Below are 22,220 nucleotides of genomic sequence, written 5' to 3'. Positions count from 1 at the left end.
GCGCTCAGTCCGCCGTGCGAGACGCGATCACCGCGCGGACAATCATCACGGCGGTCGCCAGCATCAGCAGCACCACGCCAATGAAACAGGCCCAATAGACCGGCCATGTGGGGATCTGCCAAAGACCACTGTCAAGGAACGACAGGCGTTTGGTCTTTTTCAGCGCCAGCTGCAAAGAGGCATCCGCCCAATAGTAGAAATACGCCATGGCCAGCACCCCGGTCGCGGCGCGCAGCCCGTGCTGGACGCGGGGGCTCAGGTTGTGGATGAACAGATCGACCGAGATATGCTGGTCGCGCAGCATCAGCAGAGCGAGGGGCATGTAAACGATGCCGATCATGTACCACTCGGCGGTGATCTCCAGCGTGCCGGGCACGCCAGAGCCGAAAAACGTGCGGGCAAAGACATCGGCCCCGATATGCAGCATCATCAGGATGATCGACAGCGCGCCCACAAAGAACGACAGCTTGGCCAGCCATTCGATGGCCGTCTCGATCGGTGTGAATACGGATTCGTTCACAGGTTGTGTCACGCGTGGGCCTCCCTTCCCTTTGGTGCGCGCGCCCCGCTTTGGGACACGCGCCTGTCACTCGCAGCAGACGCTTAGCGCGGCAGACCGTCGTAGATGTCAGCCTTGAGGCGCGCCTCAAAGGCGTCCATGTCACCGTTCACTTCGGCCTTGATGGCTTCCCACTTGGCGATCAGCTCTTTGAACTTGGCCACCAGCTCTTCGGGGTTGTCGACACCGGCGTCCTTGGCGCGCGCGATGGTCAGCGCTTCGTTCTCGGCGCGGGCCTCGGCGAGGATCGCCTTGAAGGCGTCGTCCGCCTCTACGTATTTCACGCCGTGATTCGCCGCCTTTTCGCGGGCCGACACGTCGCCGCCGATATAGGCCGCGCTCACCTCGGTGATCGGCTTGGGCATGTTGCCGAAGTAGGCCTCTTTGGTGGCGTCATCAAAGTCTTCGTAGACGTCCATGTTCGTCGCCATCAGGTGACCGCCCTGGAACGCCCCCAGCGGCAGGTCAAAGACCACCTTGGCGGTGTCCCACAGGCTGCGCTGCTCCAGCCAGATTTCCGGCGCCACGGCGCAGTCGATCAGGCCGCGCTGGAACGCTTCGTACATTTCCGACGCCTGCACGTTGACCGCGTTCGCGCCCAGCTTTTCGACGATCAAGCCCCAGTTGGATGAGACCTTGATGTTCTTGCCTGCCATGTCGGCGGTGGTCTCGATGCCCTCGCGGCAGTACATGGTATAGTCGGTGATGCGCTGCACGGCGAAGGTGCGCGTGTTGTAATCTTCCATCTCGGCGACGCAGCCCGGGCACTGGGTCAGGTGCAGCTCGGTCGCGGCGGCAGAACCGGCCAGCGGGCTTGCGGCGTTCATGCCAAGGTTGGTGATCGTGACCGAGTAGGGCAGCGACGACGGGATATACAGGTCGACGACGTAGCCCGCGGTCACAAGGTTCGAATCGATGCCTTCCAGCGTGGTCTTGGTGCCGGTGATGACGCCGCCCGCTTGCAGGTCCAGGGTCATCTCGCCACCCGTGGCTTCGGTCATGCGCTCAAAGAAGGGCAGGACGGCTTGGGTGTTGATCGGGTGACCGGCGGGCATGAAGTTGCCGTAGGTGATGGTTTCGGCCTGCGCCTGCGCGGCAATTGCAACAGTGCCAAGCGCGGCGGCTTTGAGCATAGTCACCTGGCTCCTCCCTGTGACTCTTTGCACCTGTTTTGCGGCCCGGTAGTTTCACAAAAACAATCATAAATTTCGCTGTGCGGTACAATTTTGGTTGATTTTGTCGCAGCGATACGCGAGGTCATGGGGCAAGACGTAGGGGAGGACGGTCATGAACAGCGTTGAATTGCAGGCAGAATCGCGTCTTGCGGACCGGTTTGGGCGATTTCATCAGTTGGTTTCGCACTGGGCGGGCTTGCATGGGGATGCGCCGGCACTGGTCGAAAACGGCCGCCGCGTCACCTGGACCGCGCTGGATGCGCTGACGGATCAGGTGGCCTCGGCCCTGACGGGCGCAGGCCTGCGCGCCCAGGACCGCATCCTGATCGTGGCGGAAAACTCGATCTCCGCCATTGCGCTGGTGACGGCGGCCAACCGCGTGGGCGCGTGCTGCTCGATCCTGAACGCGCGCATGACCGCCTCGGAAATCCGCAGCATCGCGGCCTTTGCCGAACCGCGGATGATCGCCTTTCCCCTCGTGGATGCCAGCGTCAGCAACGTGGCGCGCAAGCTGTCCGCCGAATTCGACGCCAGCCCGCTGATCGACACGCCCTTTGGCCAGATCACCGCCTGCCCGGCGCAGGACAGCACGCCCAACGACGCGAGCGACGATCTGGGGTTGATCATGTTCACCTCTGGCACCACCGGCACCCCCAAAGGCGTCATGCTGACCAACGCCACGCTGCTGGCGCAGGGCGAGGCGCAGGTCATCAACCGCGAACTCACGCCCGACGATTCCATCTACCTCGTCTCCCCCATCGCCCACGCCATTGGCCTGTCCTCCAACGTGATCTCTGCCTTTGCCTCTGGCGCGCGGCTGCACGTGGCGCCGCAGTTCAACGTGGCAGAGCTGGTGACCCGCATCGCCGCAGGGGACGTGACGATGATGGTCGCCGTGCCGCAGCTGTATACCCGCATCCTTGAACACATCGCGCGCGAGGGTCTGGACATGTCCGATTGCCGCCTGCGCGTGGGGGCGTCGGGCGGCGCGCCCCTGGACCCGGCGCTCAAGGCCCGCGTCAAAGAGGTCATGGGCGTGACCCTGTCCAACGGCTATGGCGCGACCGAATTTGTCCCCGTCACCCGCGTGCCCATCGGGCGCGAAGCCGACAGCAACGTGGTCGGCCTGCCCTCGCCCGGCGTCGAGGTGCGCATCGTGAACGAGACCGGCGCGGATGTCGCGCCGGGCGAGAGCGGCGAGATCGGCGCGGATGTCGCGCCGGGCGAGAGCGGCGAGATCTGGGCGCGCGGCCCCTTCTGCATGAAGGGATACTTCCGCAACCCCTCCGAAACCGACGCGGTCCTGAAACCCGGCGGCTGGCTGGCGACGGGCGATCTTGGCGAAATCCGCGCCGTCGGGATGCTCGCCATCGTGGGCCGCAAGAAAGAGATCATCATCCGCTCGGGCTTTAACGTCGACCCTGCCGATGGCGAGGCGGCGCTCACCGCCCACCCCGACGTGATGGAATCCGCTGTTGTGGGCGGCACCGTGCCGGGCAACGAAGAGGTGGTGGCCTTTGTCACCGCCGCGCCGGGCAAGACCATTGATGTGGACGCGCTCAGCACCTTCGCCCGCCAAAGCCTGACCGCCTACAAGGTGCCCTCCGAGATCATCGTGATCGACACCATGCCCATCGGCCCCACCGGGAAAATCCAGAAAGCCCTGCTCAAAGAGCGTCTCTGACCAAGGCACAGAATGCGCAGCCGGGGGCGTCCGGCGGCGTGTCGTTTGCGCGGGGCGGCTCCCTGATTCCTCCGCCGCCTCCGCAAACGCAAAAAGGCCCGCGGCATCCCTGTCCGCGGGCCTTTCTTATGCGCGGCTCAAGCGGCTCAGCCGCCCCAGGTCACCGCCGCAACCTGCGCGTCGAGCCGCGTCTTGGCGGTGCGGAACTCGGCCTCCAGCCGGGCGACCAGCGCCTCGACCGGGACCACGTCGTGCACCGCGCCGATCCCCTGCCCCGCGCCCCAGATGTCGGCCCACTTCTTGGGGCGGCTCTTGTCGCGATCCTCGGAAAAGCTCATCTTTGACGGATCAGAAGCATCCAGATTGTTCGGGTCCATCCCCGCCGCCTCGATCGACGGCTTCAGATAGTTCCCATGCACCCCGGTAAAAGCGTTGCTGTACAGGATATCCTCGGCCCCGCATTCGGTGACCATCTGCTTGTAGCGGTCCACCGCGTTCGCCTCTTGCGTCGCGATAAAGGCCGACCCGGCATAGCCGCCGTCCGCGCCCATCGCCAGCGCCGCCAGCAGGCTGTCGCCCTCGGAAATCGCGCCGGACAGCAGCAGCGGCCCGTCGAACCAGCTCCGGATCTCGCGGATCAACGCCAGCGGAGACTGCGCGCCCGCGTGCCCCCCGGCCCCGGCGGCAACGGCGATCAGACCGTCCGCGCCCTTGGAAATCGCCTTTTTCGCAAAGGTGTTGTGGATGACGTCATGGAACACCACCCCGCCACAGCTGTGCGCCGCCTCGTTCACGTCCTCCCGCGCGCCCAGCGAGGTGATCCACACCGGCACCTTATGCTTGACGCAGGTTTCCAGATGCTGATCCAGCATCCCGTTCGAGCGATGCACGATGTGGTTGACCGCATAGGGCGCGGCGGGCCGGTCGGGGTTCGCCTGATTGTGGCGGTCCAGCTCTTCGGTGATGCGCGTCAGCCAGCCGTCCAGCGACTGCCCGTCCTTTTCGCGGGCATTCAGCGCCGGAAAAGACCCGACGATCCCGGCCTTGCACTGGGCAATCACCAGATCGGGGTGCGAGACGATGAACATCGGGCTGCCCACCAGCGGCAGGCGCATCTTTTGCATGATCTGCGGAAGGGCCATGTCTAAGCTCCTTTGGGTCAGTTAGGCCACGACGCCGCTGTCGTACAGCGCGTCCAGCTCGGTTTCACTCAGGCCCGCGTCGCGCAAAACGGCGCGGGTATCGGCGCCCAGTCTCGGCGCAGGCGCGGGCAAGGGCGTTTGCGCGCGGGCAAAGCGCGGCGCGGGCATCGGCTGTTCCGGCCCATCGGGGGCAAAGACCCCGCGCGCGGCGTTATGCGGATGGGCGCGCGCCTCGTCATAGGACAGGACCGGCGCGACACAGGCGTCGGTGCCTTCCAGCAGGGTGGTCCAGTAATCGCGCGGCTGGGTCTGGAACACCTCGGCAAAGCAATCGCGCATGGCGGGCCAATCGGCGCGGTTCGACCGGTCGCCAAAGGTCTCGGCGTCGATCCCCAGCAGGCGCAACAGCTCGTCCCAGAACTTCGGCTCCAGCGGGCCGATGGTGATCCACTTGCCGTCGGCGCAGGTATAGACCCCGTACCACGGCACGCCGCCATCCAGCAGGTTCGCGCCGCGCTCATCGCGCCAGCGGCCCATGGCGCGGAAGGAATAGGTCATCGCCATCAGGCTGGCCGCCCCGTCGCAGATCGCCGCATCGACCACGTCGCCTTGGCCGGTGCGCTCGGCAGCAAACAGCGCCGTCACCATGCCAAAGGCCAGGTACATCGCGCCCCCGCCAAAATCGCCCAGCAGGTTCATGGGAAAGCTCGGCGGCTGGTCCGCCGCCCCCGTCCCCCAAAGCGCGCCCGACAGCGCGATATAGTTCAGGTCATGCCCCGCCGCATGGGACAGCGGCCCGTCCTGCCCCCAGCCGGTCATGCGCCCATACACCAGCTTGGGGTTGCGCGCGTGCACCACGTCCGGGCCAAGCCCGAGACGCTCCATCACGCCGGGGCGGTAGCCTTCGATCAGAGCATCGGCGCTGTCCAGCAGGCGCAGGGCCACACGGGCCGCCTCGGGCTTTTTCAGGTCCAAAACCATCGAGCGCCGCCCGCGCGCAAGGAAATCCGCCGGATGGGTTTTCGCGCCGGGGCGGTCGATGCGGATCACCTCTGCGCCCATGTCCGCCAGCATCATCCCGGCGAATGGCCCCGGCCCGATGCCGGCAAATTCCACGATCCGCACGCCGCTCAGCGGTGCCGATGTGCCTTCGGTTGTCATCCTGTTCCCTCCCGAAATGGATGTCTTGGGTGCGGCTTCAGGGCGCCGCGATCCCGCCCGCGATGGCCGCCTTGAGATTGGCGCGCATCTGCCCCAGCACCTTGAGCGTGATCAGCAGCTCTTCGGTGTCGATGCCTGCGTTGGCGATGGCGTCCACCTCGCGCTGGGTGCTGGTCATGGTCTTGAACACCGCGCGCGCCTTGTCCGTCGGATACAAGCGCTTGGACCGCCGGTCATCCGGGTCGGCCTGCCGTTCGACAAAGCCGCGCGCCTCCAGCCGGTCGATCAGTTTCGACGTGGTGACCGTGGCAATATCCAGCCGCTCGGCCAGATCGGCCTGCCGCAAGCCATCCTCGACCACCAGGTGCAGGATCGCCCAGCCCTGCGACATGGTGATGTCATGCGGCCGCAGCAGCGCGTCGAACACGATCCCGCGAAAGCGCGCAATATCCTGAAAAAGCGGGCCTTTTGTGGCGGTGCTGCGCGGCTTGGGATCGGCCTGTTCGGTGCTCATGTGGTCCTCGTCTGGCGGCCTTGTCCAAGGCGTTTGAGGATTTTTATTTAGCTTGCTCATTGTTTGCAAGATAATTATCTTGCGGCTCAAAGCTTTGCCCCTAGGCAGCCGGAGGAGAGACCCAAGATGACCGACACGACCGAAGCCCTGCGCCTGACCCGAAAGGGCGGCATCGCGCTGATCGAGATGACCCAGCCGCAAAAGCGTAACCCCCTCAACAATGCGTTGAAACAGGCTCTGGACGCGACGCTGCGTAGCCTTGAGGGCGACAAGACCCTGACGGCGGTGATCCTGACCGGCTCTGGCGGGGTGTTCAGCGGCGGCGGCGATCTCAAGGCCATGGCACGAGAGCGCGCCTCGGGCGAATACGACGGGGCCGAGGATTACCTCGACCGGATGCGCCACACCCACGGCTGGCTGCGAGTGCTGCGCAATCTGCCCGTCCCGGTGATTGCCGCGGTGGATGGCCCGGCGGCGGGGGCGGGTCTGGCCATGGCGCTGGCCTGCGATCTGGTGCTGGTGACGGACCGCGCGCAATTCTCCTGCGCCTTTTGCAAGGTCGGCCTTGTGCCGGATGTGGGCCTGTTCCACGCCCTGCCCCGCGCCGTTGGCCTGCAACGCGCGCGTGAGCTGATGTACACCGGCCGCGCCGTTGGCGCCGAAGAGGCCGTGCGCATCGGCATCGCCCTTGAAATCGTTAGCCCCGAGGCGCTGATGGACCGCGCCTGGGACATGGCCCGCCAGATGGAACAAGGCTCGCGCGCCGCCTTTTCCCTGACCAAGGACATCTCTGGCCGGTCGCTCGACACCGACGCCGAGACGCTGCTGTCGCTGGAACTTCAGGCGCAGGCGATCCTGCTCGCCAGCCGCTACAACGGCGAGGCGGTCACGCGGTTCTCGAACAAGGAACCGCTGCGCTTTAACTTTAAGTAACGTGTCCCCGGCATTCCTCCTGCTGGCCTGCCTTGCCGCTGTGGGTGAGATCTTCACCGACAGCGCGGGGCTGCGCGTGGCCATGGCGGTGGGCCTGACCGGCTTCATCGCGCTGGAGGCGCGGCAAATGTCGCGGGTGGCGCTGATCCTCTGCGGTTTGTGCATCGCCCTGCCCGCCTACGAGCTGGCGACGGGCACCTTCGACTGGGCGCTGGCGGGGCGCTCGGTAGAGCGGGCGGGCTTCTTTGCCTTCTTCCTGACCTCGCTCAGCTTTTTGCAATTCGCCGCCGCGCGATCCCCCCTGATCCTGCGGTCGGGGGAAATTCTGGTGTTTCAACCGCCCGGACGGCGCTATCTGGTGCTGACCTTCGGCGCGGCGATCTTCGGCATCCTGCTGAATTTCTCAACCCTTGGCCTGCTGGGGACAATGATCGCCAAAGGCGTCGCCCCCGGCACCACCCCCGAGGAACAGCGCATCAGCGCGATCCGCAAACAGCGCATGACGCTGGCGATGCTGCGCGGGTTTTCCAGCCTCCCGATGTGGTCGCCGATCACCGTCACCATGGCGCTGATCACCGCTGCGATCCCGCAGGTCAGCTATGGGCAAATCGCGGTCTATTCCACCCCGCTGGCGGTGGCGATCCTGCTGCTGGGCTGGGGGCTCGACCGCTTTAGCCACCCGCGCCGGGCGCTGCCGAACCTGCCGGAAACCCCGTCCTTGCTGGGTCTTGCGCCGCTGCTGGGCTTGGTCGTCGCGGTCCCGAGCCTTGCCTTTGCCGTGGCCCAAGCCCTGTCCGTCAGCCTGATCCAAGCGCTTTTGCTCTGCCTGCCGCTCGTCTCGGTCGGCTGGCTGCTGATCCAGACCCGGTCGCCCCGCGCCAGCGCCACCGCCCTCGGGGGCGAGCTGCTGCCGTCTTGGCCGAACATGCGATCCGAGATCGGGCTGTTCGCCGCCTCTGCCTTCCTTGGCGTTTTGGTGCTGCCGCTGATTGACACGGTCGCGCTGGGGCAGGCGATCACCGCGCTTGGCCTGTCCGGCGGGGCGGTGCTGGCGCTGTCGGCGTGGCTGGCCTTTGTGCTGTCCATGGTCGGGGTCAGCCCGATCATCTCGGTCACGATCCTCGCCGGGACATTGCCCAACCTTGCGGGGCTGCGGATCGACCCGGTGGCCGTCGCCATCGCCCTGACCGCCACGTGGTCGATCGTGGTGAATGTCACGCCCTTCTCGGCCTCTGTCCGCCTGTCCGCACGGATGATCGACGCCGATCCGGCCCGCGTCGGCCTGCGCTGGAACATGGCCTACGGGGTGGCCGCCATGACCACCGTGTCTCTGTTTTTATTGGCCTTTACCTGACCGCCGCCCCGTCAAATCGCAGTCAAATCGCAGTTAATTAGGTTGCTAACAATTACCCAGATTACTATTCTGCGCCCAAGCGTTCGCCAGCGCAGGAAAGGACCGTCATGACCGACCAAGCCCCCGCGCTTGACGCGCAACAAACCGCCACCGGCTTCAACCTCGCCCAAGGGTTCGAGGCCACCGAATGGACCCCCGGCCAGGCCCGCGGCCGCGTCACCATCCGGCCTGAGCATCTCAACAGCCAGGGCATCGTGCACGGCGGCGTCTATTGCGCCTTCCTTGATTTCGCGTCGGGGCTGTGCGGCACCTGCCCGGACGAAACTGACACGCCCGACCGCTGCATGACCCTGTCGCTGACCACCAACTTTCTCGCCCCCGCCACGGGGGGCACCCTGACCGTCACCGCGCAGCGCACGGGCGGCGGTCGGTCGATCTATTACGCCGAGGCCCGCATCACCGATGAGACGGGCCGCACCCTCGCGACCTCGCTGGGGACGTTCAAATATATCCGCGCGCGCGACTGACGCGCCCAACCAAAAGGACACATCATGGCCAAGATCAAAGCCGCCGTGTGCACCAAACACGGCGAACCGCTTGAAATCCAGGAAATCGACCTGCGCGCCCCCGAGCTGGGCGAAGTCGAGGTCCGCATCGACGCCGTGGCGATCTGCCACTCGGACGTGTCGCTGTGGCAGGGGGGCTTTGGCGGCCCGGTCCCGGCGGTCTTTGGCCACGAGGCAGCAGGCACCGTGACCTCTGTCGGCGCGGGCGTCAAAGGGCTGGCGGTCGGGGACAGCGTGGCGGTGACCTTGATCCGCTCCTGCGGGGCGTGCCCGTCCTGCGGCTCGGGCCACCCCACGGCCTGCGAAGACCCCGGCGATCCCATGGCTGGCCCCCTCTCGCAGGACGGCAAGCCGGTCTGGCAGGCGGTCTATACCGGCGCCTTTGCCGAAGCGGTCGTGGTCGACCAGTCCCAGCTGGTGAAGATCCCGCAGGACATGCCCAAGGACGCGGCCTCGCTGATTTCCTGCGGCGTGATCACCGGGCTTGGCGCGGCGATCAACACCGCCAACGTGCGCCCCGGTCAGGATATCGTGGTGATCGGCGCGGGCGGCGTCGGCCTGAACGCGATCCAAGGCGCGCGCATCGCAGGCGCCCGCCGCATCGTCGCCGTGGACACCAACGCGGACAAGCTTGAAATCGCTAAGGAATTTGGCGCAACCCACGGCGTTCTCGCCGAGGGAAAGCCGTTCAAAGAGGTGCATAAGATCTTTGGCGGGCGCGGGGCCGATGCGGTGCTGGTCACCGTGGGCGTGGCGTCGGTCTATGACCTCGCGCCGCGCTATCTGGCGAACCGGGGCAAGGTCGTCATGGTCGGGATGCCGCATTACGACCAGACCGCCAAGTACTCGCCGCTGTTCATGGCCGATGTGGGCCAGTCGATCCTTGGGTCCAAGATGGGCGACGTGGTGGTCAAGACCGACATCCCGTGGATCGTCGATCTGTACCAGCAGGGGCGCATCAAGCTTGACGAGCTGATTTCCGGGCGCTGGTCCTTGGAGCAGATCAACGAAGCGATGGCCGACACCATGTCCGGCGCGGCCCGCCGTAACGTGATCGTGTTCGACCACGGCTGAGATTTAGCCGCGCCAGAGACGACGCGCGCGGGGGCGATCCATCCGCCGATACTGGCAGTTTATCCATAGGCTCCCGTGCGCCGTTGCTGGCTGGATCCAGTCTCAAGGCAGAGCCGCCGCGTGGGGGCGCGTCGTCTCTGGCGCGGCGGCCTGCGGCCTTGATTCCGCGCCCAGGGTTCGCTTTGGACCGGGACAGCGTCGACGCAAAGCACGCGCGGGTTCAAGGCCCATGGGCCGCCGCGCATCGCCACCGCGCCCCCACGCGGCGGCTCTGCCTCCATGCTGGACCCAGTCCGCGACGGAGCGCGGCAGCCTTGCGATAAACTGCCAGTCACAACCCGCAGGATCGCCCCCACGCGCGCCGTCTCTGGCGCCGCTCCACACACAAAAGGCCGAGGCATCGCTGCCCCGGCCCTCTGTCCAACGATCTGAAACCTCAGACCTTTTCGAAGATCGCGGCCAAGCCCTGTCCGCCGCCGATGCACATGGTCTCGATCCCATAGCGCGCGTCGCGGCGTTGCATCTCGCGCACCAGACCCGCCAGGATGCGCCCGCCGGTCGCGCCCACCGGGTGACCCAGCGAAATCCCCGAGCCGTTGACGTTCATCCGCTCAAAATCGCTCTGGGCGAAATCCCACTCGCGCGTACAGGCCAAGACCTGCGCCGCAAAGGCCTCGTTCAGTTCAATCAGGTCGATGTCCTTGAGCGACAGCTCGGCGCGGGCCAAAGCCTTGGCCACCGACGGCACCGGGCCAATGCCCATGACCTCGGGGCCAACGCCCGCCACGGCCCAGCTCTTGACCGTCACATAGGCGGTCAGGCCCAGCTCTTCGGCAATCGCGCGGGTGGTGACGATGCAGGCCGACGCCCCGTCGTTTTGGCCCGACGCGTTGCCCGCCGTCACCGTTGCCGCCTCATCGACACCGCCGCGGATCGGGCGCAGCTTGGCCATGCTGTCCATGTCGACCTCGGGGCGCGGGTGCTCATCCTTGGTAAAGACCGTCTCGCCCTTGCGTGATTTCACCGTCACGGGGATGATCTCATCGTCGAACAGACCGCCCGTCTGCGCGGCCACCGTGCGCCGATGGCTTTCCACCGCAAAGGCGTCTTGCTCTTCGCGGCCAATGGCGTAGTCGCGGCGCAGGTTCTCGGCGGTTTCCAGCATCCCGCCCGGCACCGGGTAGTGGATGCCGCCCGCGGTCACACGGCCCCGCGCCAAGGCGTCGTCAAAGGTCATCGCCGTGCCCTTGATGCCCCAGCGGCCCTTGGTCGAGTAGAACGGCGCGTTCGACATGCTTTCGGCGCCGCCCGCGATCACCACCGACGCGCCACCCGTGGCGACCTGCATCGCGGCGTTCAGAACCGCCTGAAGACCAGAGCCGCAGCGCCGGTCCAGCTGGTAGCCGCCGATGGTCTTGGGCAGACCTGCGTCCAGACCCACAACCCGCCCCAAGGCCGGCGCATCCATGGACGGATAACACTGGGCAAAGATCACCTCGTCGACGCGATCCCCCGGCAGGCCGGTGCGGTCAAGCAAACCGCGCAGGACGGTTTGCCCCAGCTCATGGGCGTGCAGGTCTTTGAACTGACCACCAAAGCGGCCAACGGGCGTGCGAACCGGGTCGCAAATGACAACGTCTTGAAACATTGGGGGTTTCCCTCGAATTACATGCCGTCTTTGGCGGCTTTGATGATGTTGCGGGCGATGATGATCTGCTGGATCTGGCTGGTGCCTTCGTAGATCCGCAGCAAACGCGCGTCGCGATAGAGACGCTCGACCGCATATTCCGCCATATAGCCCGCTCCGCCGTGCACCTGCACCGCGCGGTCGGCCACGCGGCCCGCCACCTCGGAACAGAAATACTTGGCGCAGGACGCTTCGAGCGCAGCCGCCCCGGTGGCGTCGTACTTGCGCGCCGCATCACGCACCAAGGCACGGGCCGCCGCCAGTTCCGCCTGACTGTCTGCCAGCAATCCCTGTACCAACTGTTGATCGCAGATCGACACGCCAAACTGTTTGCGGGCGCTGGTGCGAATATGCGAGGCGTCAGAGCCATTGTCCGGCTCGGTCAGCGCAAAGGACGCGATCAGCTCGCCCGTGGCCAGCCCCGGCAGATACTGCTGTTTCTGCGCCTCGGTGCCTTCCATGACGATGCCCTGCGCGCCGATGCCCACGTTGGTCCCGATCATCGACCGGAACGACATGGACGCATAGCACAGCGCCTCAACCACTTGGCTTTCTTGCAGAACATTCAGCTCCAGCCCGCCGTAGGCTTCGGGGATCGACAGGCCAAACACGCCCAGATCGCGCATTTCCTGCACGATGCCCTCGGGGATGTCGTCCAGTTCCTCGACCTCGCGCTCGGCCGGGATCAGGCGTTCGCGGGCAAACCGCGAAACCGTATCAAGCACCTGCTGAAAACTGTCATCATCCATTGCCATCGTCGCTTCCTCCTCGTCGTGACGTGTCTGCGCGCGCATGGGGGGCGGCGCTATGATTGCCTTGGGTTTTCGCAGGTGCGTTTCAAAATGAAAATACCAAATACCGCAGGGCGGAACAAAAACCCACATCAGGCCCGGCCTATGGCCCCAAAAGGTCAATGATGAAAACCGCTCATAAGTGGGCTGTCTGTTTGCGTTATTTTCTTGCGGCGTTAGCGCCCCCATCTATCGTGCAGACACAGCCCGTGGCGGCACCGGGTTGGCGCAAATTGCGCCCCCTGCCGCGACGGCAGACAGAAAAAGGAAGCTTTCTCATGAAAATCACCCGTTCCGGCGAAAACGAGTCATACGCAGGCCCCGAGGATTACTTTACCGGCACCGTGCGCGTCGATCCGATGTTCCAGGCCGAAGAGCCGGGCCGCGTGTCCGGCAGCCACGTCACGTTTGAGCCCGGTGCGCGCACCGCGTGGCACACCCACCCCGCTGGCCAGACGCTGGTGGTGACCTTTGGCCGCGGCTTTGTTCAGGAAGAAGGCGGCGAGATCCAGGAAATCAGCCAGGGCGACGTGGTCTGGTTCCCGGCGGGCGTCAAGCATTGGCACGGCGCCTCGCCCAAGACCGCCATGAGCCACATGGCCATTCAGGAAAGCATCGGCGGCACCCCGGTGACGTGGATGGAAAAGGTCACCGACGACCAATACGAAGGCAAGGCCTAAGCCTTTGTTTTAATGGGTAAAAACGGGGCGGCCTGTGACGGGCCGCCCTTTTTCGATCTTGCCCTATGATCAGGCGTCAGCGGGTTCCGCCTTGGCCTCTGCCTTGCCGGTCAGCTGCTCCAGCAGGCCCGGATCAACCAAGCGCCCCACCAAGGGATGCAGCCGCAGATCGCCCTCTTTGACCACCTGCCGAAAGTTCGTCAGCACCGTCCCGGCGGTCTTTTTGTCGCCCGCGATGATGTCGAGCAGCCAGTTGATGTCGCCAGAGCGCCACTCGTCCGCCTTCAGCCGGATCGGAAAGGCGCCCGCCTTGATCTGATCGCGGATCTTGGCGTCGACCTCTTTGGACACGCTGGCCCAGATCGCCATCCCCGCCAGATCCTGCGTGCCAGCTTCGCCCGATTTCATCGCCATGGCGATCCGGTCCTGCATGAGCGGTTCCAGCACCAGATGCTGCAAATCCATCAGGCTTTGGTGGCGATAGCGCGGCAGCGCCATCATCGACATCACCACCTGGCCAAAGCTTTGGCGCACATGGCTGCGCATCTGTTCGATCTTTTTCAGCGTGGCGGCGTCGATCTCGGGCTGTGCGTTTGTCTCGGTCATCAAAATCGTCCTTTTTGGCGAATAAGTCGTTTAAAATATGCGTCCCCAATGGCGTCAGGTTACCCCGCGCTCCGGGCAGCGCAAGCCTTGATCGGGCAAAGTTATCCACAAGGAATTCGGGAAAACCCTTGCACGAATCTTAAGCTTGGGTAAATAGTCACGGAAAAGGGCGGATAAACGCCAATATCCGTGAACACGGTTTGCCGGTGGGGCGCTTTTCGAGGCACTTGGCCGATCCGGGTCCGGGCATACTGCGGTGAGTGGGGCGAATGAGCAAGAACACACAGACAGAAGACCTCAATGGCGTTATCCGCGATCACGCGGAAATCCTCGCCATGCAGTTGCACGCCCAACGCGAAAGCCTCTTTCCCCCCGACGCCGACAAGGAAATGCGCAAGTTCACCTCTGGCGAGGCGGCCGCCCTGCTTGGCGTGAACGACAGCTACCTGCGCAAGCTGCATCTGGACGGCAAAGGCCCCTCGCCCGAGCTGACCCCCGGCAACCGGCGGCTTTACTCCGTTCAGGATCTCGCCGATCTGCGTCAGCTGCTGGAAAAGACCGCCCGCAAGCCCGGTGACTATCTGCCCGGTCGGCGCGAGGGCGATCACCTCCAAGTCATTGGCGTCATGAACTTTAAAGGCGGCTCGGGCAAGACCACCACCTCGGCGCATCTGGCGCAGCGGCTGGCCCTCTTAGGCTATCGCGTGCTGGCCATCGACCTTGACCCGCAGGCCTCCATGACCGCGCTGCACGGCGTCCAGCCCGAATACGACCTGCCCGAGGGCGGCACGCTGTACGATGCGATCCGCTATGACGACCCGGTGCCGATCACCGATGTGATCCGCCCCACCTACATCCCCGGTCTCGACCTGATCCCCGGCAACCTCGAGTTGATGGAGTTCGAACACGACACCCCCCGCGCCCTGTCGCAAAACGCCGCCGGGCTGTTCTTTTTCCGCGTCAAAGAGGCGCTGTCGCAGGTGGATGACCGCTATGACGTGGTGGTGATCGACTGCCCGCCGCAGCTGGGCTTTCTGACCATGTCGGCGCTGTCCGCCGCGACCGGCGTTCTGGTGACGATCCACCCCGAAATGCTCGACGTGATGTCCATGTCGCAATTCCTGCGCATGACCGCCGACCTGATGGATGTGATCGCGGAATCCGGCGCCGACATGAGCCACGACTGGATGCGCTACCTGCTGACCCGCTACGAGCCCACCGACGCGCCGCAAAACCGCATCACCGCGTTCTTGCGCACCATGTACGGCGACAAGGTGCTCAATGCGCCGATGCTGAAATCCACCGCGATTTCCGACGCGGGTCTGACCAAACAGACCCTCTACGAAGTCGACCGCAGCGCCTTTACCCGCGCGACCTATGACCGCGCCATCGAAAGCCTGAACGCCGTCAACGACGAGATCGCGGCGCTGATTCAGGCGACATGGGGTCGAAAATGAGGGCAGACCGATGAGTGACACCCGCAAGAAACGCATGTCCATGCTGGACAGTCTCGCCTCTGCCGGGGTCGGCTCTGCGCCGCCCTCGATGATGAGCAGCAACCGCGCGCTGCGCTCGGCCCGCGATGCGGTGGACGGGCACAACGTCTGGGAGCTGGACCCCGATCAGATCCTCGACGATCGGCTCGATGACCGCATCGTGCCCGGCGATCTTGATGAGCTGATCCAATCCATCGAGACCAACGGCCAAGTGGTCCCGATCCTCGTGCGGCGCGACCCCAAGGACGCCAACAAATACCTGCTGGTCTATGGCCGTCGCCGCCTGATGGCGGTGCGCGCCTCGGACAAGGTGACCAAGGTCCGCGCGCTGATCGCCTCGCTGGATGACGACGGCGCAACCCGCGCGCAGGCCGCCGAAAACACCGCCCGCCGCGATCTGTCCTACATCGAAAAGGCGCTCTATGCGGCGCAACTGGTGGACAGCGGCTATGGCTCGCAATCCGAAGTGGCCGAAGTCCTCTCGGTCACCAAAAGCTGGATGTCCATGGCGCTTGCGCTGGTGCGCATCGTCAGCCCCGAGTTGATCCGCCTGATTGGCCCGGCGCCCGGCGTGGGCCGTCCGCGCTGGCAGGCGGTGTCCGACGAGATCGACAAACGCGGCCGCGAAGGCCTGTTTGACCTCGCCCGCGCCGCGCATGACACCCCCGGCGACGCCGACCCCTCGGTGCGCGCCTTTGAAGCCGTCGAAAAGGCGATGGCCCCGCGCAAGGCCCCGCCCCCGCCGCGCCCTCTGGGCGAGGTGACCCCGGTGGCCCTGCGTCCGCGCAGCCTGACCATCGACGGCACCAAGGCGGGCCGGATCAAACGCACAAAAGGCGGCCTCGCGCTGGACCTGACCGACCCCGGCTTTGCCGATTGGCTTCAGGATCAGGCGCAGGACGTCATCACAGAGCTTCACGCGCGCTACACCGCGCAGCGCGAAGAATAAGCCAGAGCAGATAACAAAACAGGAGGCACGAGCCAGACAAAAGAAAAGGCCCCGCAAAGCACCGCTCTACGAGACCCCTTCAGATTAGCACCTTCAAGGTAGTCGCCAGAGCGCGCCCTCGCAAGTCCAAAGTGATTCGCGAGCCGGGAATTTTTTGTCTTCGTGAATGACACATGGGTTACCAACCGATCACGCCTTTTGGGCGAAAGGTCGATGCTGGGCTGATGAAACAGCGCGCGCAGGCGCAGCAGGGCAGCGATTTGCCCTGTCCGGTGACGTCCGTCGACAAATGGGAAGCGCTGCGCGAATTGTCCGCCGCGCGCACCGCCTTTGGCCTGTCCGACCGCGATATGACGGTGCTTCAGGCGCTGATCAGCTTTCACCCCAAGACGGTTCTGGAAGGCGACAGTGTGATTGTGCACCCGTCTAACGCCTCGATTTCCGAACGGCTTGGCGGGATGCCGGAATCGACCCTACGCCGCCATCTTTCGCGTCTGGTGGCCGCCGGCGTGCTGATGCGCCGCGACAGCCCCAATGGCAAGCGCTATGCCCGTGGCAAGGGCGACAGCCGCACCGCCTTTGGCTTTGACCTTGCGCCTTTGGTGCGCCGTCACGCGCTGCATTGCGCCGCCGCCGAAGAGCTGCGCGCCGAGGCAGAGCGCGTCAAACGCCTGCGCGAAACCGTCAGCCTGATGCGCCGCGATCTGGCCGGTTTGGCCGAATGGGGGGCGGACCAGCGCCCGGATCTGACCCTGTGGGACGCCTTCGAGGATCTGGCGCTGCTGACCGCCCGCGCGTTGCGTCGCAAGCTGGACGAGGCGGATTTGCACGGGCTGGCCGCGCAGCTGTCGCGCGCCCTGGATCAGGCCCGCAACCTCTTGGAACCCACTGAAGTTACGGAAGAAACATCAGATATGAGCGGCACTGCCCTTCAATCTGAGCGCCACTATCAGAATTCAAATATAGACTCTTCTGTTCTTGAACCTTCCATTGAAAAGGAAGAGGCGGCGCCCGAGGTGGCCCCCTCCCCCCCGCAAGTGGATCAGCGGCCCCTGCCCTCTGTCCCCTTGGGCTTGGTGCTGAATGTCTGTCCGGAAATCCAAGGCTACCTGCCCGATCCAATCCGCCATTGGCATCAATTGGTAAACGCCGCTGATACGCTGCGCCCGATGATGGGGATTTCGCCTTCGGCCTGGCAAGAGGCGCAGGCGCATATGGGCCCGGAACAAGCCGCCGTGGTCCTGGCCGCGATGCTGGAACGGATGTCTGACATCAAATCCCCCGGCGGCTATCTGCGCGCGCTGACCGACAAGGCCGCCGCGGGCGCGTTTTCCTGCGGGCCGATGATCATGGCCTTGATGCGCAAGGCGGCCTGATCTGCCGAAAATCGGGCGGGAAAAGTTCACAGCTGTGAACTCCCCTCCCCTGCCCCGTTTTGCATCAGTTCACAGTTGTGAACTCTGGCGCGCCGAATCCGACATGGCAAAATAGCGAGGTGAGCGCCCTAACCCTTGGGAAAAGCGTTGACTTACGCCCCCTGCCCCGGCCTAACTTCGTTAACACATTCTTTAAAGCGACGTTTGGAAATCTTGGGGGTTTGCCCGGCGCCGTTCGTATTTCAAGAGGGTCTGCTGTGATGTGGACGGCAAAGGTTTCTTTCGGGGCAACGCCGCCCCACCGCATCGCTTTTTCCGCTGCCAATGATCGGCGCGGCCTTCTCCCCTGTCCTGCTGATTTCCAGATTGCCAAGCCGATACGCGCCGCCCGCCAGCGGCGTTTCGCGTTTTGCCCTGCCCAAGGATTGCTCTGATGGACTTGAACGGTTCGAACCTGCCCGAGACCCTGACCGGAACCGAAGATGACGACCGCATCGAAGGCTACAATGGCGATGACACGCTGATCGGCAATGGCGGCAACGATGTGCTGGACGGCGGCAACGACAACGACCAGCTCAGCGGCGGTGACGGGAACGATACGCTGGATGGCAATTACGGCTCTGACGTTCTCAGCGGTAATGCGGGCAACGACGATCTGTACGGCGGTTTGGGCGATTACGGCGATACGCTGGACGGCGGGTCGGGCCACGACACTTTGGGCGGTGGCGAAGGTGACGATCTGCTGGGCGGTGGCACCGGCGATGACGCGCTTTCGGGCTGGTCCGGGCGCGACACCCTGCTGGGCGGCGATGGAGACGACACCATCGAAGGCGGCCACAACGCCGACAGCATCGACGGCGGCGCGGGGAACGACTCGATCAAGGCGGGCACCGACGGCAACAACGACACGGTGCACGGCGGCACGGGCGACGACACGATCCGGGGCGGCGGCGGCGAAGACATCCTGAACGGCGATGACGGCGCGGACCAGATCTTTGGCGAAACGGGCGCGGATCAGATCAGCGGCGGCGATGGCAATGACACGCTGCACGGCTGGTACAACACCGACACACTGACCGGCGGGCCGGGCGACGACGCGCTTTATGGCGAGCAAGGCGACGACAGCCTTGATGGCGGGATCGGCAACGACCTGCTGGACGGTGGCACCTTTCACGACACGCTGCTGGGCGGCGATGGGAACGATACCCTGCTCGGCGGTCTGGGCGACGATTCCCTTATGGGCGGCGCAGGTCACGACCAGATGAGCGGCGGCGACGACAATGACACGCTGTTCGGTGAAGACGGCAATGACAGCATGGATGGCGGCACCGGGCACGATTCCATGGATGGCGGCGACGGAAACGACCAGATCGCGGGCGGCGACGGGGTCGATACGCTCGACGGGCGCGCGGGCGCGGATCAGATCAGCGGCGGCGCGGATCGCGACTATATCGCCGGGGGTCCGGGGGATGACACGCTGTCCGGCGACGGCGGCGACGATGTGATCCACGGCTACAACGACAACGATATGCTCAGCGGTGGCACCGGCGCGGACGAGATGTACGGCGACGATGGCGACGATGTGCTGTCTGGCGATGCCGGGGATGACACGCTTCACGGCAACACGGGCAGCGACACGATTGTGGGCGGCACAGGCGCGGACTGGATCACCGGCGGCACCGGCACGCTGGACGTGCTGTATGGCGATGCGGGCGACGACACCATCGAAGGCGAAGACGGCTCGGATTACGTCGAAGCGGGCGGGGACGATGACTTTGTCATGGGCGGCCAAGGCAGCGACACGATCTTTGGCGATGATGGCGATGACGTGCTGTTCGGCGAGCGCGGCGGCACCGAACCCGGCGAGGCCGATTTCATCGACGGCGGCGCAGGATTGGACAGCATCCTTGGCGGCGCCGGCGGCGATACGCTGCACGGGGGCGACGGCTACGACAGCATCCTTGGCGAAGAAGACAACGATGTGATCTTCGGCGGCGCGGGGGCCGACTATCTGGCCGGTGACGACGGCGACGATTTCATCGACGGTGGAGAAGAAGGCGTCAGCCCCGACGACTGGAGCGGCTCTGTCGACAGCGACGACACGATCTATGGCGGCGCGGGCAATGACGTTTTGCGGGGCAACCGGGGCGATGATCAGGTCTTTGGCGAAAGCGGCGCAGACACCCTGATTGGCGGATATGGCAACGACATCCTGGACGGCGGCGCAGAGGATGACGTGATCACCGGCGGGCTCGGCGACGATTCAATCCTTGGCGGCGCAGGCGCGGATGAAATCGACGCGGGCGAAGGCCATGACGCGGTTCTGGGCGGCGATGGAGACGATTCCATCCTGGGCGATTTCGGCAATGACACCTTGATCGGTGACGCGGGCAACGATGCGCTGTCCGGCGGCGAGGATGACGACACCCTTCTGGGCGGCGAAGGCAATGACGCGCTGTCCGGGGACGAAGGCGACGACCTGCTGCAAGGGCAAGACGGCGACGACGATCTGATCGGCGGAGAGGGAGACGACACGCTGGTGGGCGGGACCGGCGTCAACCGCATCCTTGGCGGCGCGGGCTACGACGAGGTGATCTACGACGACTTTGGCGGCACGGTGGCTCTGGACATCGCCCCCAACGCGGGCACCGACGTGCTGCTGAGCGACACCGAGACCTGGGATTACATCGCCGAGGCCGAGTACGTCGATCTGGGCAACACCAACCAGCTGGACGTGGCCATGTGGGGGCTGGATTCCGACCCGGTCGAGATCAATTTCGGCGGCGGCGCGGGGCTGTTGAACTTTGTCGACGAGGGCGATCTGGCCAGCGGCGTGTTCTATCACAACGGCTATTTCGCCGAGGCGAACTCTGAGCTGGATACCTACTATGACGCCGCGAAATTCCTGCCCAAATACACCCCGCAACTGATCGAAACACTCATCACCGGCGAGTCGCAGGGCGTCGCGTTTTCCAACGTCTCGATCACCGGCGCGCAGTCGGTTTCGCTGACCAGCGGCAACGACCGCGCCTTGATCGACAACGGCGATCAGACCCTGTTCGAGGACGTCAAGGAACTGGACGCGGGCGGCGGCAACGACGTGATCGTCATCCTTGAAGCCCCGCGCGAAGGCTTGACCTTTAGCGGTGGCAGCGGCGCGGATGTTCTGCTGGCCAAGGGCGGCACGGCGGTGACGCTGGCGGGTGGTCCGGGGCGCGACATGCTGTTTAACTTTACCTCGGGCGGCGTGCTGTATGGCGACACCACCACGGGGATGGTCGTCGGCTCTGACGGGGATGTCAGCCCCCTGCCCTCTGACGACTCGAACAACGGCGACTTTTTCGCGTGGTCGGCGGACACCACGATCATGGACCCCGAAAAGCACGACGTGCTGTTCTATGCCGGTCTGCCGCTGACGGGCGGGGATACGACGCCGGGCAGCGTGGCCTTGGGTGCCGGGGGTTTGGGGCCCGGGATTTACGCCACGATGTTCTCGGGCGCGGCGACGGCGTTCACCTTTCAGGCCATCGTCATGTCGATTTCCTCGGGCAACCGGCTGAAGATTTTCTACGACAGCTTTGCGCCCTTCATCGCCTATGTGGCCTATTCCGAGAGGAACACCGTCGCAAGCGACTCCGACAACCCTGCCCCGGTCGTGGCCAAAATGTCGGTCGTGCACATTGGCGACGTACTGTGGAACGTGATCTCGGACGTGTTCCTTGGCACCGATTCCTCGGGCGACATCCAGGTCAACTGGCAGTCGATCCCCTCGTTTGACTACGCGGACGGCGGGCTGTTCGTCACGCCGCTGGCCTTTATGGAAAACGCGGTCTCGCGCGAGGATTTCATTGGCGGGGTTGCCGCGCTGAACAAGTCGGAGGCCAACGAGACCGCCGACATGGGGATGCTGTTCAACTTCCCATCGGTCTATGCGGCCTTGATGGGCGGCGCGGGCGTTGCGGAAAAGGCGATCGAGGCGTTGCCCGTGGTGGGCGGTCTGGTCAAGGTCATGGGCTGGATCGACAACCTCAACACCGTCGCTTGGATCGCAAGCTCGGCGGTGCGCATGGGCAAAGCCTTGGAGTGGGTGTTTGGCGAAGACCCGCTGGTCATTGACCTTGATGGCGACGGGCTAGAGGCGCTGTCGATGTACGAATCCCAGATCCATTTCGATCTGGACGGCGATATGTTTGCCACGCGCACCAGCTGGCTGGCTGGGGACGACGGGTTCCTCGTGCGCGATCTGAACAACAACGACCGGATCGACGACATCTCCGAGATGTTCGGCGGCAACACGGGCAGAGGCTTTGGCGATCTGTCGGTCTATGACACGGCCGCGCAGGGCGGCAATGCCGACGGGGCGATCACCATGGCCGATGCGGTGTGGTCCGACCTGCTGATCTGGCGCGACATCAGCGAAGACGGCCTGACCGATGACGGCGAGCTGTTCACTCTGGACGATCTGGGGATTGT

The 22,220-nt window shown here is 64.8% G+C and carries 18 protein-coding genes (1 of these 18 only partly in view); 10 read left to right on the top strand and 8 right to left on the bottom strand.

Going from position 1 to position 22,220, the window contains the following annotated elements:
- Window positions 1-4: 4 nt before the first annotated feature.
- Both B9A11_RS15770 and B9A11_RS15765 read right to left on the bottom strand, forming a co-directional pair.
- The gene (locus tag B9A11_RS15770) at window positions 5-532 is read right to left on the bottom strand and encodes a TRAP transporter small permease (protein ID WP_143595904.1); all 528 of its coding nucleotides are present in this window, start codon (window positions 530-532) and stop codon (window positions 5-7) included.
- A gap of 71 nt (window positions 533-603) precedes the next feature.
- A complete protein-coding gene (locus B9A11_RS15765) occupies window positions 604-1,692 on the bottom strand; it encodes a type 2 periplasmic-binding domain-containing protein (protein WP_058248773.1) in 1,089 nt (362 codons plus the stop codon).
- 154 nt (window positions 1,693-1,846) lie between these two features.
- On the opposite strand from B9A11_RS15765, the gene B9A11_RS15760 reads away from it, so the two are divergent.
- Window positions 1,847-3,418, top strand: coding sequence for a class I adenylate-forming enzyme family protein (locus B9A11_RS15760; RefSeq protein ID WP_058248772.1), 1,572 nt, complete (start codon window positions 1,847-1,849; stop codon window positions 3,416-3,418).
- A gap of 146 nt (window positions 3,419-3,564) precedes the next feature.
- On the opposite strand, the gene B9A11_RS15755 is transcribed toward B9A11_RS15760, so the two are convergent.
- From B9A11_RS15755 to B9A11_RS15745, 3 genes are read right to left on the bottom strand one after another with little or no spacing between them, the layout of a single operon-like run.
- Complete coding sequence (locus tag B9A11_RS15755; protein WP_058248771.1) at window positions 3,565-4,560, bottom strand: NAD(P)H-dependent flavin oxidoreductase; 996 nt, start codon at window positions 4,558-4,560, stop codon at window positions 3,565-3,567.
- 21 nt (window positions 4,561-4,581) lie between these two features.
- On the bottom strand, window positions 4,582-5,721 hold the full coding sequence (locus tag B9A11_RS15750) for a CaiB/BaiF CoA transferase family protein (RefSeq protein ID WP_058248770.1): 1,140 nt from the start codon (window positions 5,719-5,721) through the stop codon (window positions 4,582-4,584).
- Between the two features lie 37 nt (window positions 5,722-5,758).
- Window positions 5,759-6,235 carry a MarR family winged helix-turn-helix transcriptional regulator gene (locus tag B9A11_RS15745; protein WP_058248769.1) on the bottom strand — a complete coding sequence of 159 codons (477 nt, stop codon included), beginning with the start codon at window positions 6,233-6,235 and terminating at the stop codon, window positions 5,759-5,761.
- A gap of 126 nt (window positions 6,236-6,361) precedes the next feature.
- On the opposite strand from B9A11_RS15745, the gene B9A11_RS15740 reads away from it, so the two are divergent.
- From B9A11_RS15740 to B9A11_RS15725, 4 genes are all read left to right on the top strand, one after another.
- Window positions 6,362-7,168: an enoyl-CoA hydratase/isomerase family protein gene (locus B9A11_RS15740; RefSeq protein ID WP_058248768.1), complete on the top strand. Its 807-nt coding sequence runs from the start codon at window positions 6,362-6,364 to the stop codon at window positions 7,166-7,168.
- A gap of 1 nt (window position 7,169) precedes the next feature.
- Window positions 7,170-8,522 (top strand): hypothetical protein, encoded by a 1,353-nt coding sequence (locus tag B9A11_RS15735; protein ID WP_058248767.1) that lies wholly within the window; start codon window positions 7,170-7,172, stop codon window positions 8,520-8,522.
- Window positions 8,523-8,629: 107 nt separating this feature from the next.
- Window positions 8,630-9,049 carry a PaaI family thioesterase gene (locus B9A11_RS15730; RefSeq protein ID WP_058248766.1) on the top strand — a complete coding sequence of 140 codons (420 nt, stop codon included), beginning with the start codon at window positions 8,630-8,632 and terminating at the stop codon, window positions 9,047-9,049.
- A gap of 24 nt (window positions 9,050-9,073) precedes the next feature.
- Entirely contained in the window at window positions 9,074-10,162 is a 1,089-nt protein-coding gene (locus B9A11_RS15725) for a Zn-dependent alcohol dehydrogenase (protein ID WP_058248765.1), read from the top strand.
- 436 nt (window positions 10,163-10,598) lie between these two features.
- Here B9A11_RS15725 and B9A11_RS15720 read toward each other — a convergent pair whose 3' ends face one another.
- The gene (locus B9A11_RS15720) at window positions 10,599-11,810 is read right to left on the bottom strand and encodes an acetyl-CoA C-acetyltransferase (RefSeq protein WP_058248764.1); all 1,212 of its coding nucleotides are present in this window, start codon (window positions 11,808-11,810) and stop codon (window positions 10,599-10,601) included.
- 17 nt (window positions 11,811-11,827) lie between these two features.
- Entirely contained in the window at window positions 11,828-12,604 is a 777-nt protein-coding gene (locus tag B9A11_RS15715) for an acyl-CoA dehydrogenase family protein (RefSeq protein ID WP_083499922.1), read from the bottom strand.
- 314 nt (window positions 12,605-12,918) lie between these two features.
- Between B9A11_RS15715 and B9A11_RS15710 the strand changes: the two genes are divergently transcribed.
- Window positions 12,919-13,320, top strand: coding sequence for a (R)-mandelonitrile lyase (locus B9A11_RS15710; RefSeq protein WP_058248762.1), 402 nt, complete (start codon window positions 12,919-12,921; stop codon window positions 13,318-13,320).
- A 69-nt stretch (window positions 13,321-13,389) separates the two neighbouring features.
- Here B9A11_RS15710 and B9A11_RS15705 read toward each other — a convergent pair whose 3' ends face one another.
- Window positions 13,390-13,926, bottom strand: coding sequence for a toxin-activating lysine-acyltransferase (locus B9A11_RS15705; RefSeq protein ID WP_058248761.1), 537 nt, complete (start codon window positions 13,924-13,926; stop codon window positions 13,390-13,392).
- A gap of 269 nt (window positions 13,927-14,195) precedes the next feature.
- On the opposite strand from B9A11_RS15705, the gene repA reads away from it, so the two are divergent.
- From repA to B9A11_RS22505, 4 genes are all read left to right on the top strand, one after another.
- On the top strand, window positions 14,196-15,383 hold the full coding sequence (gene repA / locus B9A11_RS15700) for a plasmid partitioning protein RepA (RefSeq protein ID WP_058248760.1): 1,188 nt from the start codon (window positions 14,196-14,198) through the stop codon (window positions 15,381-15,383).
- A 10-nt stretch (window positions 15,384-15,393) separates the two neighbouring features.
- Window positions 15,394-16,371, top strand: a complete 978-nt coding sequence (gene repB / locus B9A11_RS15695; protein WP_058248759.1) for a plasmid partitioning protein RepB — start codon at window positions 15,394-15,396, stop codon at window positions 16,369-16,371.
- A gap of 173 nt (window positions 16,372-16,544) precedes the next feature.
- Window positions 16,545-17,747: a plasmid replication protein RepC gene (gene repC / locus B9A11_RS15690; protein WP_058248758.1), complete on the top strand. Its 1,203-nt coding sequence runs from the start codon at window positions 16,545-16,547 to the stop codon at window positions 17,745-17,747.
- Window positions 17,748-18,180: 433 nt separating this feature from the next.
- A protein-coding gene (locus B9A11_RS22505) for a tandem-95 repeat protein (RefSeq protein ID WP_058248757.1) crosses the window boundary here: on the top strand, window positions 18,181-22,220 show its 5' end (the start). 24,694 nt of this gene lie beyond the right edge of the window; the window shows 4,040 of its 28,734 coding nt (coding positions 1-4,040); it begins with the start codon at window positions 18,181-18,183; the stop codon falls past the right edge of the window.

The organism is Tropicibacter naphthalenivorans (genome assembly GCF_900176475.1).
GTDB lineage: Bacteria > Pseudomonadota > Alphaproteobacteria > Rhodobacterales > Rhodobacteraceae > Tropicibacter > Tropicibacter naphthalenivorans.
The sequence above is the reverse complement of the archived record's forward strand: the minus strand, read 5'-3'. Positions and strand labels throughout refer to the sequence as shown.

Bases quoted from the DNA above. Each gene is read 5' to 3' on its own strand.
- B9A11_RS15740 (WP_058248768.1), top strand. From the start codon at position 6,362: ATGACCGACACGACCGAAGCCCTGCGCCTGACCCGAAAGGGCGGCATC.
- B9A11_RS15755 (WP_058248771.1), bottom strand. From the start codon at position 4,560: ATGGCCCTTCCGCAGATCATGCAAAAGATGCGCCTGCCGCTGGTGGGC.
- B9A11_RS15730 (WP_058248766.1), top strand. From the start codon at position 8,630: ATGACCGACCAAGCCCCCGCGCTTGACGCGCAACAAACCGCCACCGGC.
- B9A11_RS15745 (WP_058248769.1), bottom strand. From the start codon at position 6,235: ATGAGCACCGAACAGGCCGATCCCAAGCCGCGCAGCACCGCCACAAAA.
- B9A11_RS15725 (WP_058248765.1), top strand. From the start codon at position 9,074: ATGGCCAAGATCAAAGCCGCCGTGTGCACCAAACACGGCGAACCGCTT.
- repB (WP_058248759.1), top strand. From the start codon at position 15,394: ATGAGTGACACCCGCAAGAAACGCATGTCCATGCTGGACAGTCTCGCC.
- B9A11_RS15710 (WP_058248762.1), top strand. From the start codon at position 12,919: ATGAAAATCACCCGTTCCGGCGAAAACGAGTCATACGCAGGCCCCGAG.
- repC (WP_058248758.1), top strand. From the start codon at position 16,545: ATGGGTTACCAACCGATCACGCCTTTTGGGCGAAAGGTCGATGCTGGG.
- B9A11_RS15715 (WP_083499922.1), bottom strand. From the start codon at position 12,604: ATGGCAATGGATGATGACAGTTTTCAGCAGGTGCTTGATACGGTTTCG.
- B9A11_RS15705 (WP_058248761.1), bottom strand. From the start codon at position 13,926: ATGACCGAGACAAACGCACAGCCCGAGATCGACGCCGCCACGCTGAAA.
- B9A11_RS15760 (WP_058248772.1), top strand. From the start codon at position 1,847: ATGAACAGCGTTGAATTGCAGGCAGAATCGCGTCTTGCGGACCGGTTT.
- B9A11_RS15750 (WP_058248770.1), bottom strand. From the start codon at position 5,721: ATGACAACCGAAGGCACATCGGCACCGCTGAGCGGCGTGCGGATCGTG.
- B9A11_RS15720 (WP_058248764.1), bottom strand. From the start codon at position 11,810: ATGTTTCAAGACGTTGTCATTTGCGACCCGGTTCGCACGCCCGTTGGC.
- repA (WP_058248760.1), top strand. From the start codon at position 14,196: ATGAGCAAGAACACACAGACAGAAGACCTCAATGGCGTTATCCGCGAT.
- B9A11_RS15765 (WP_058248773.1), bottom strand. From the start codon at position 1,692: ATGCTCAAAGCCGCCGCGCTTGGCACTGTTGCAATTGCCGCGCAGGCG.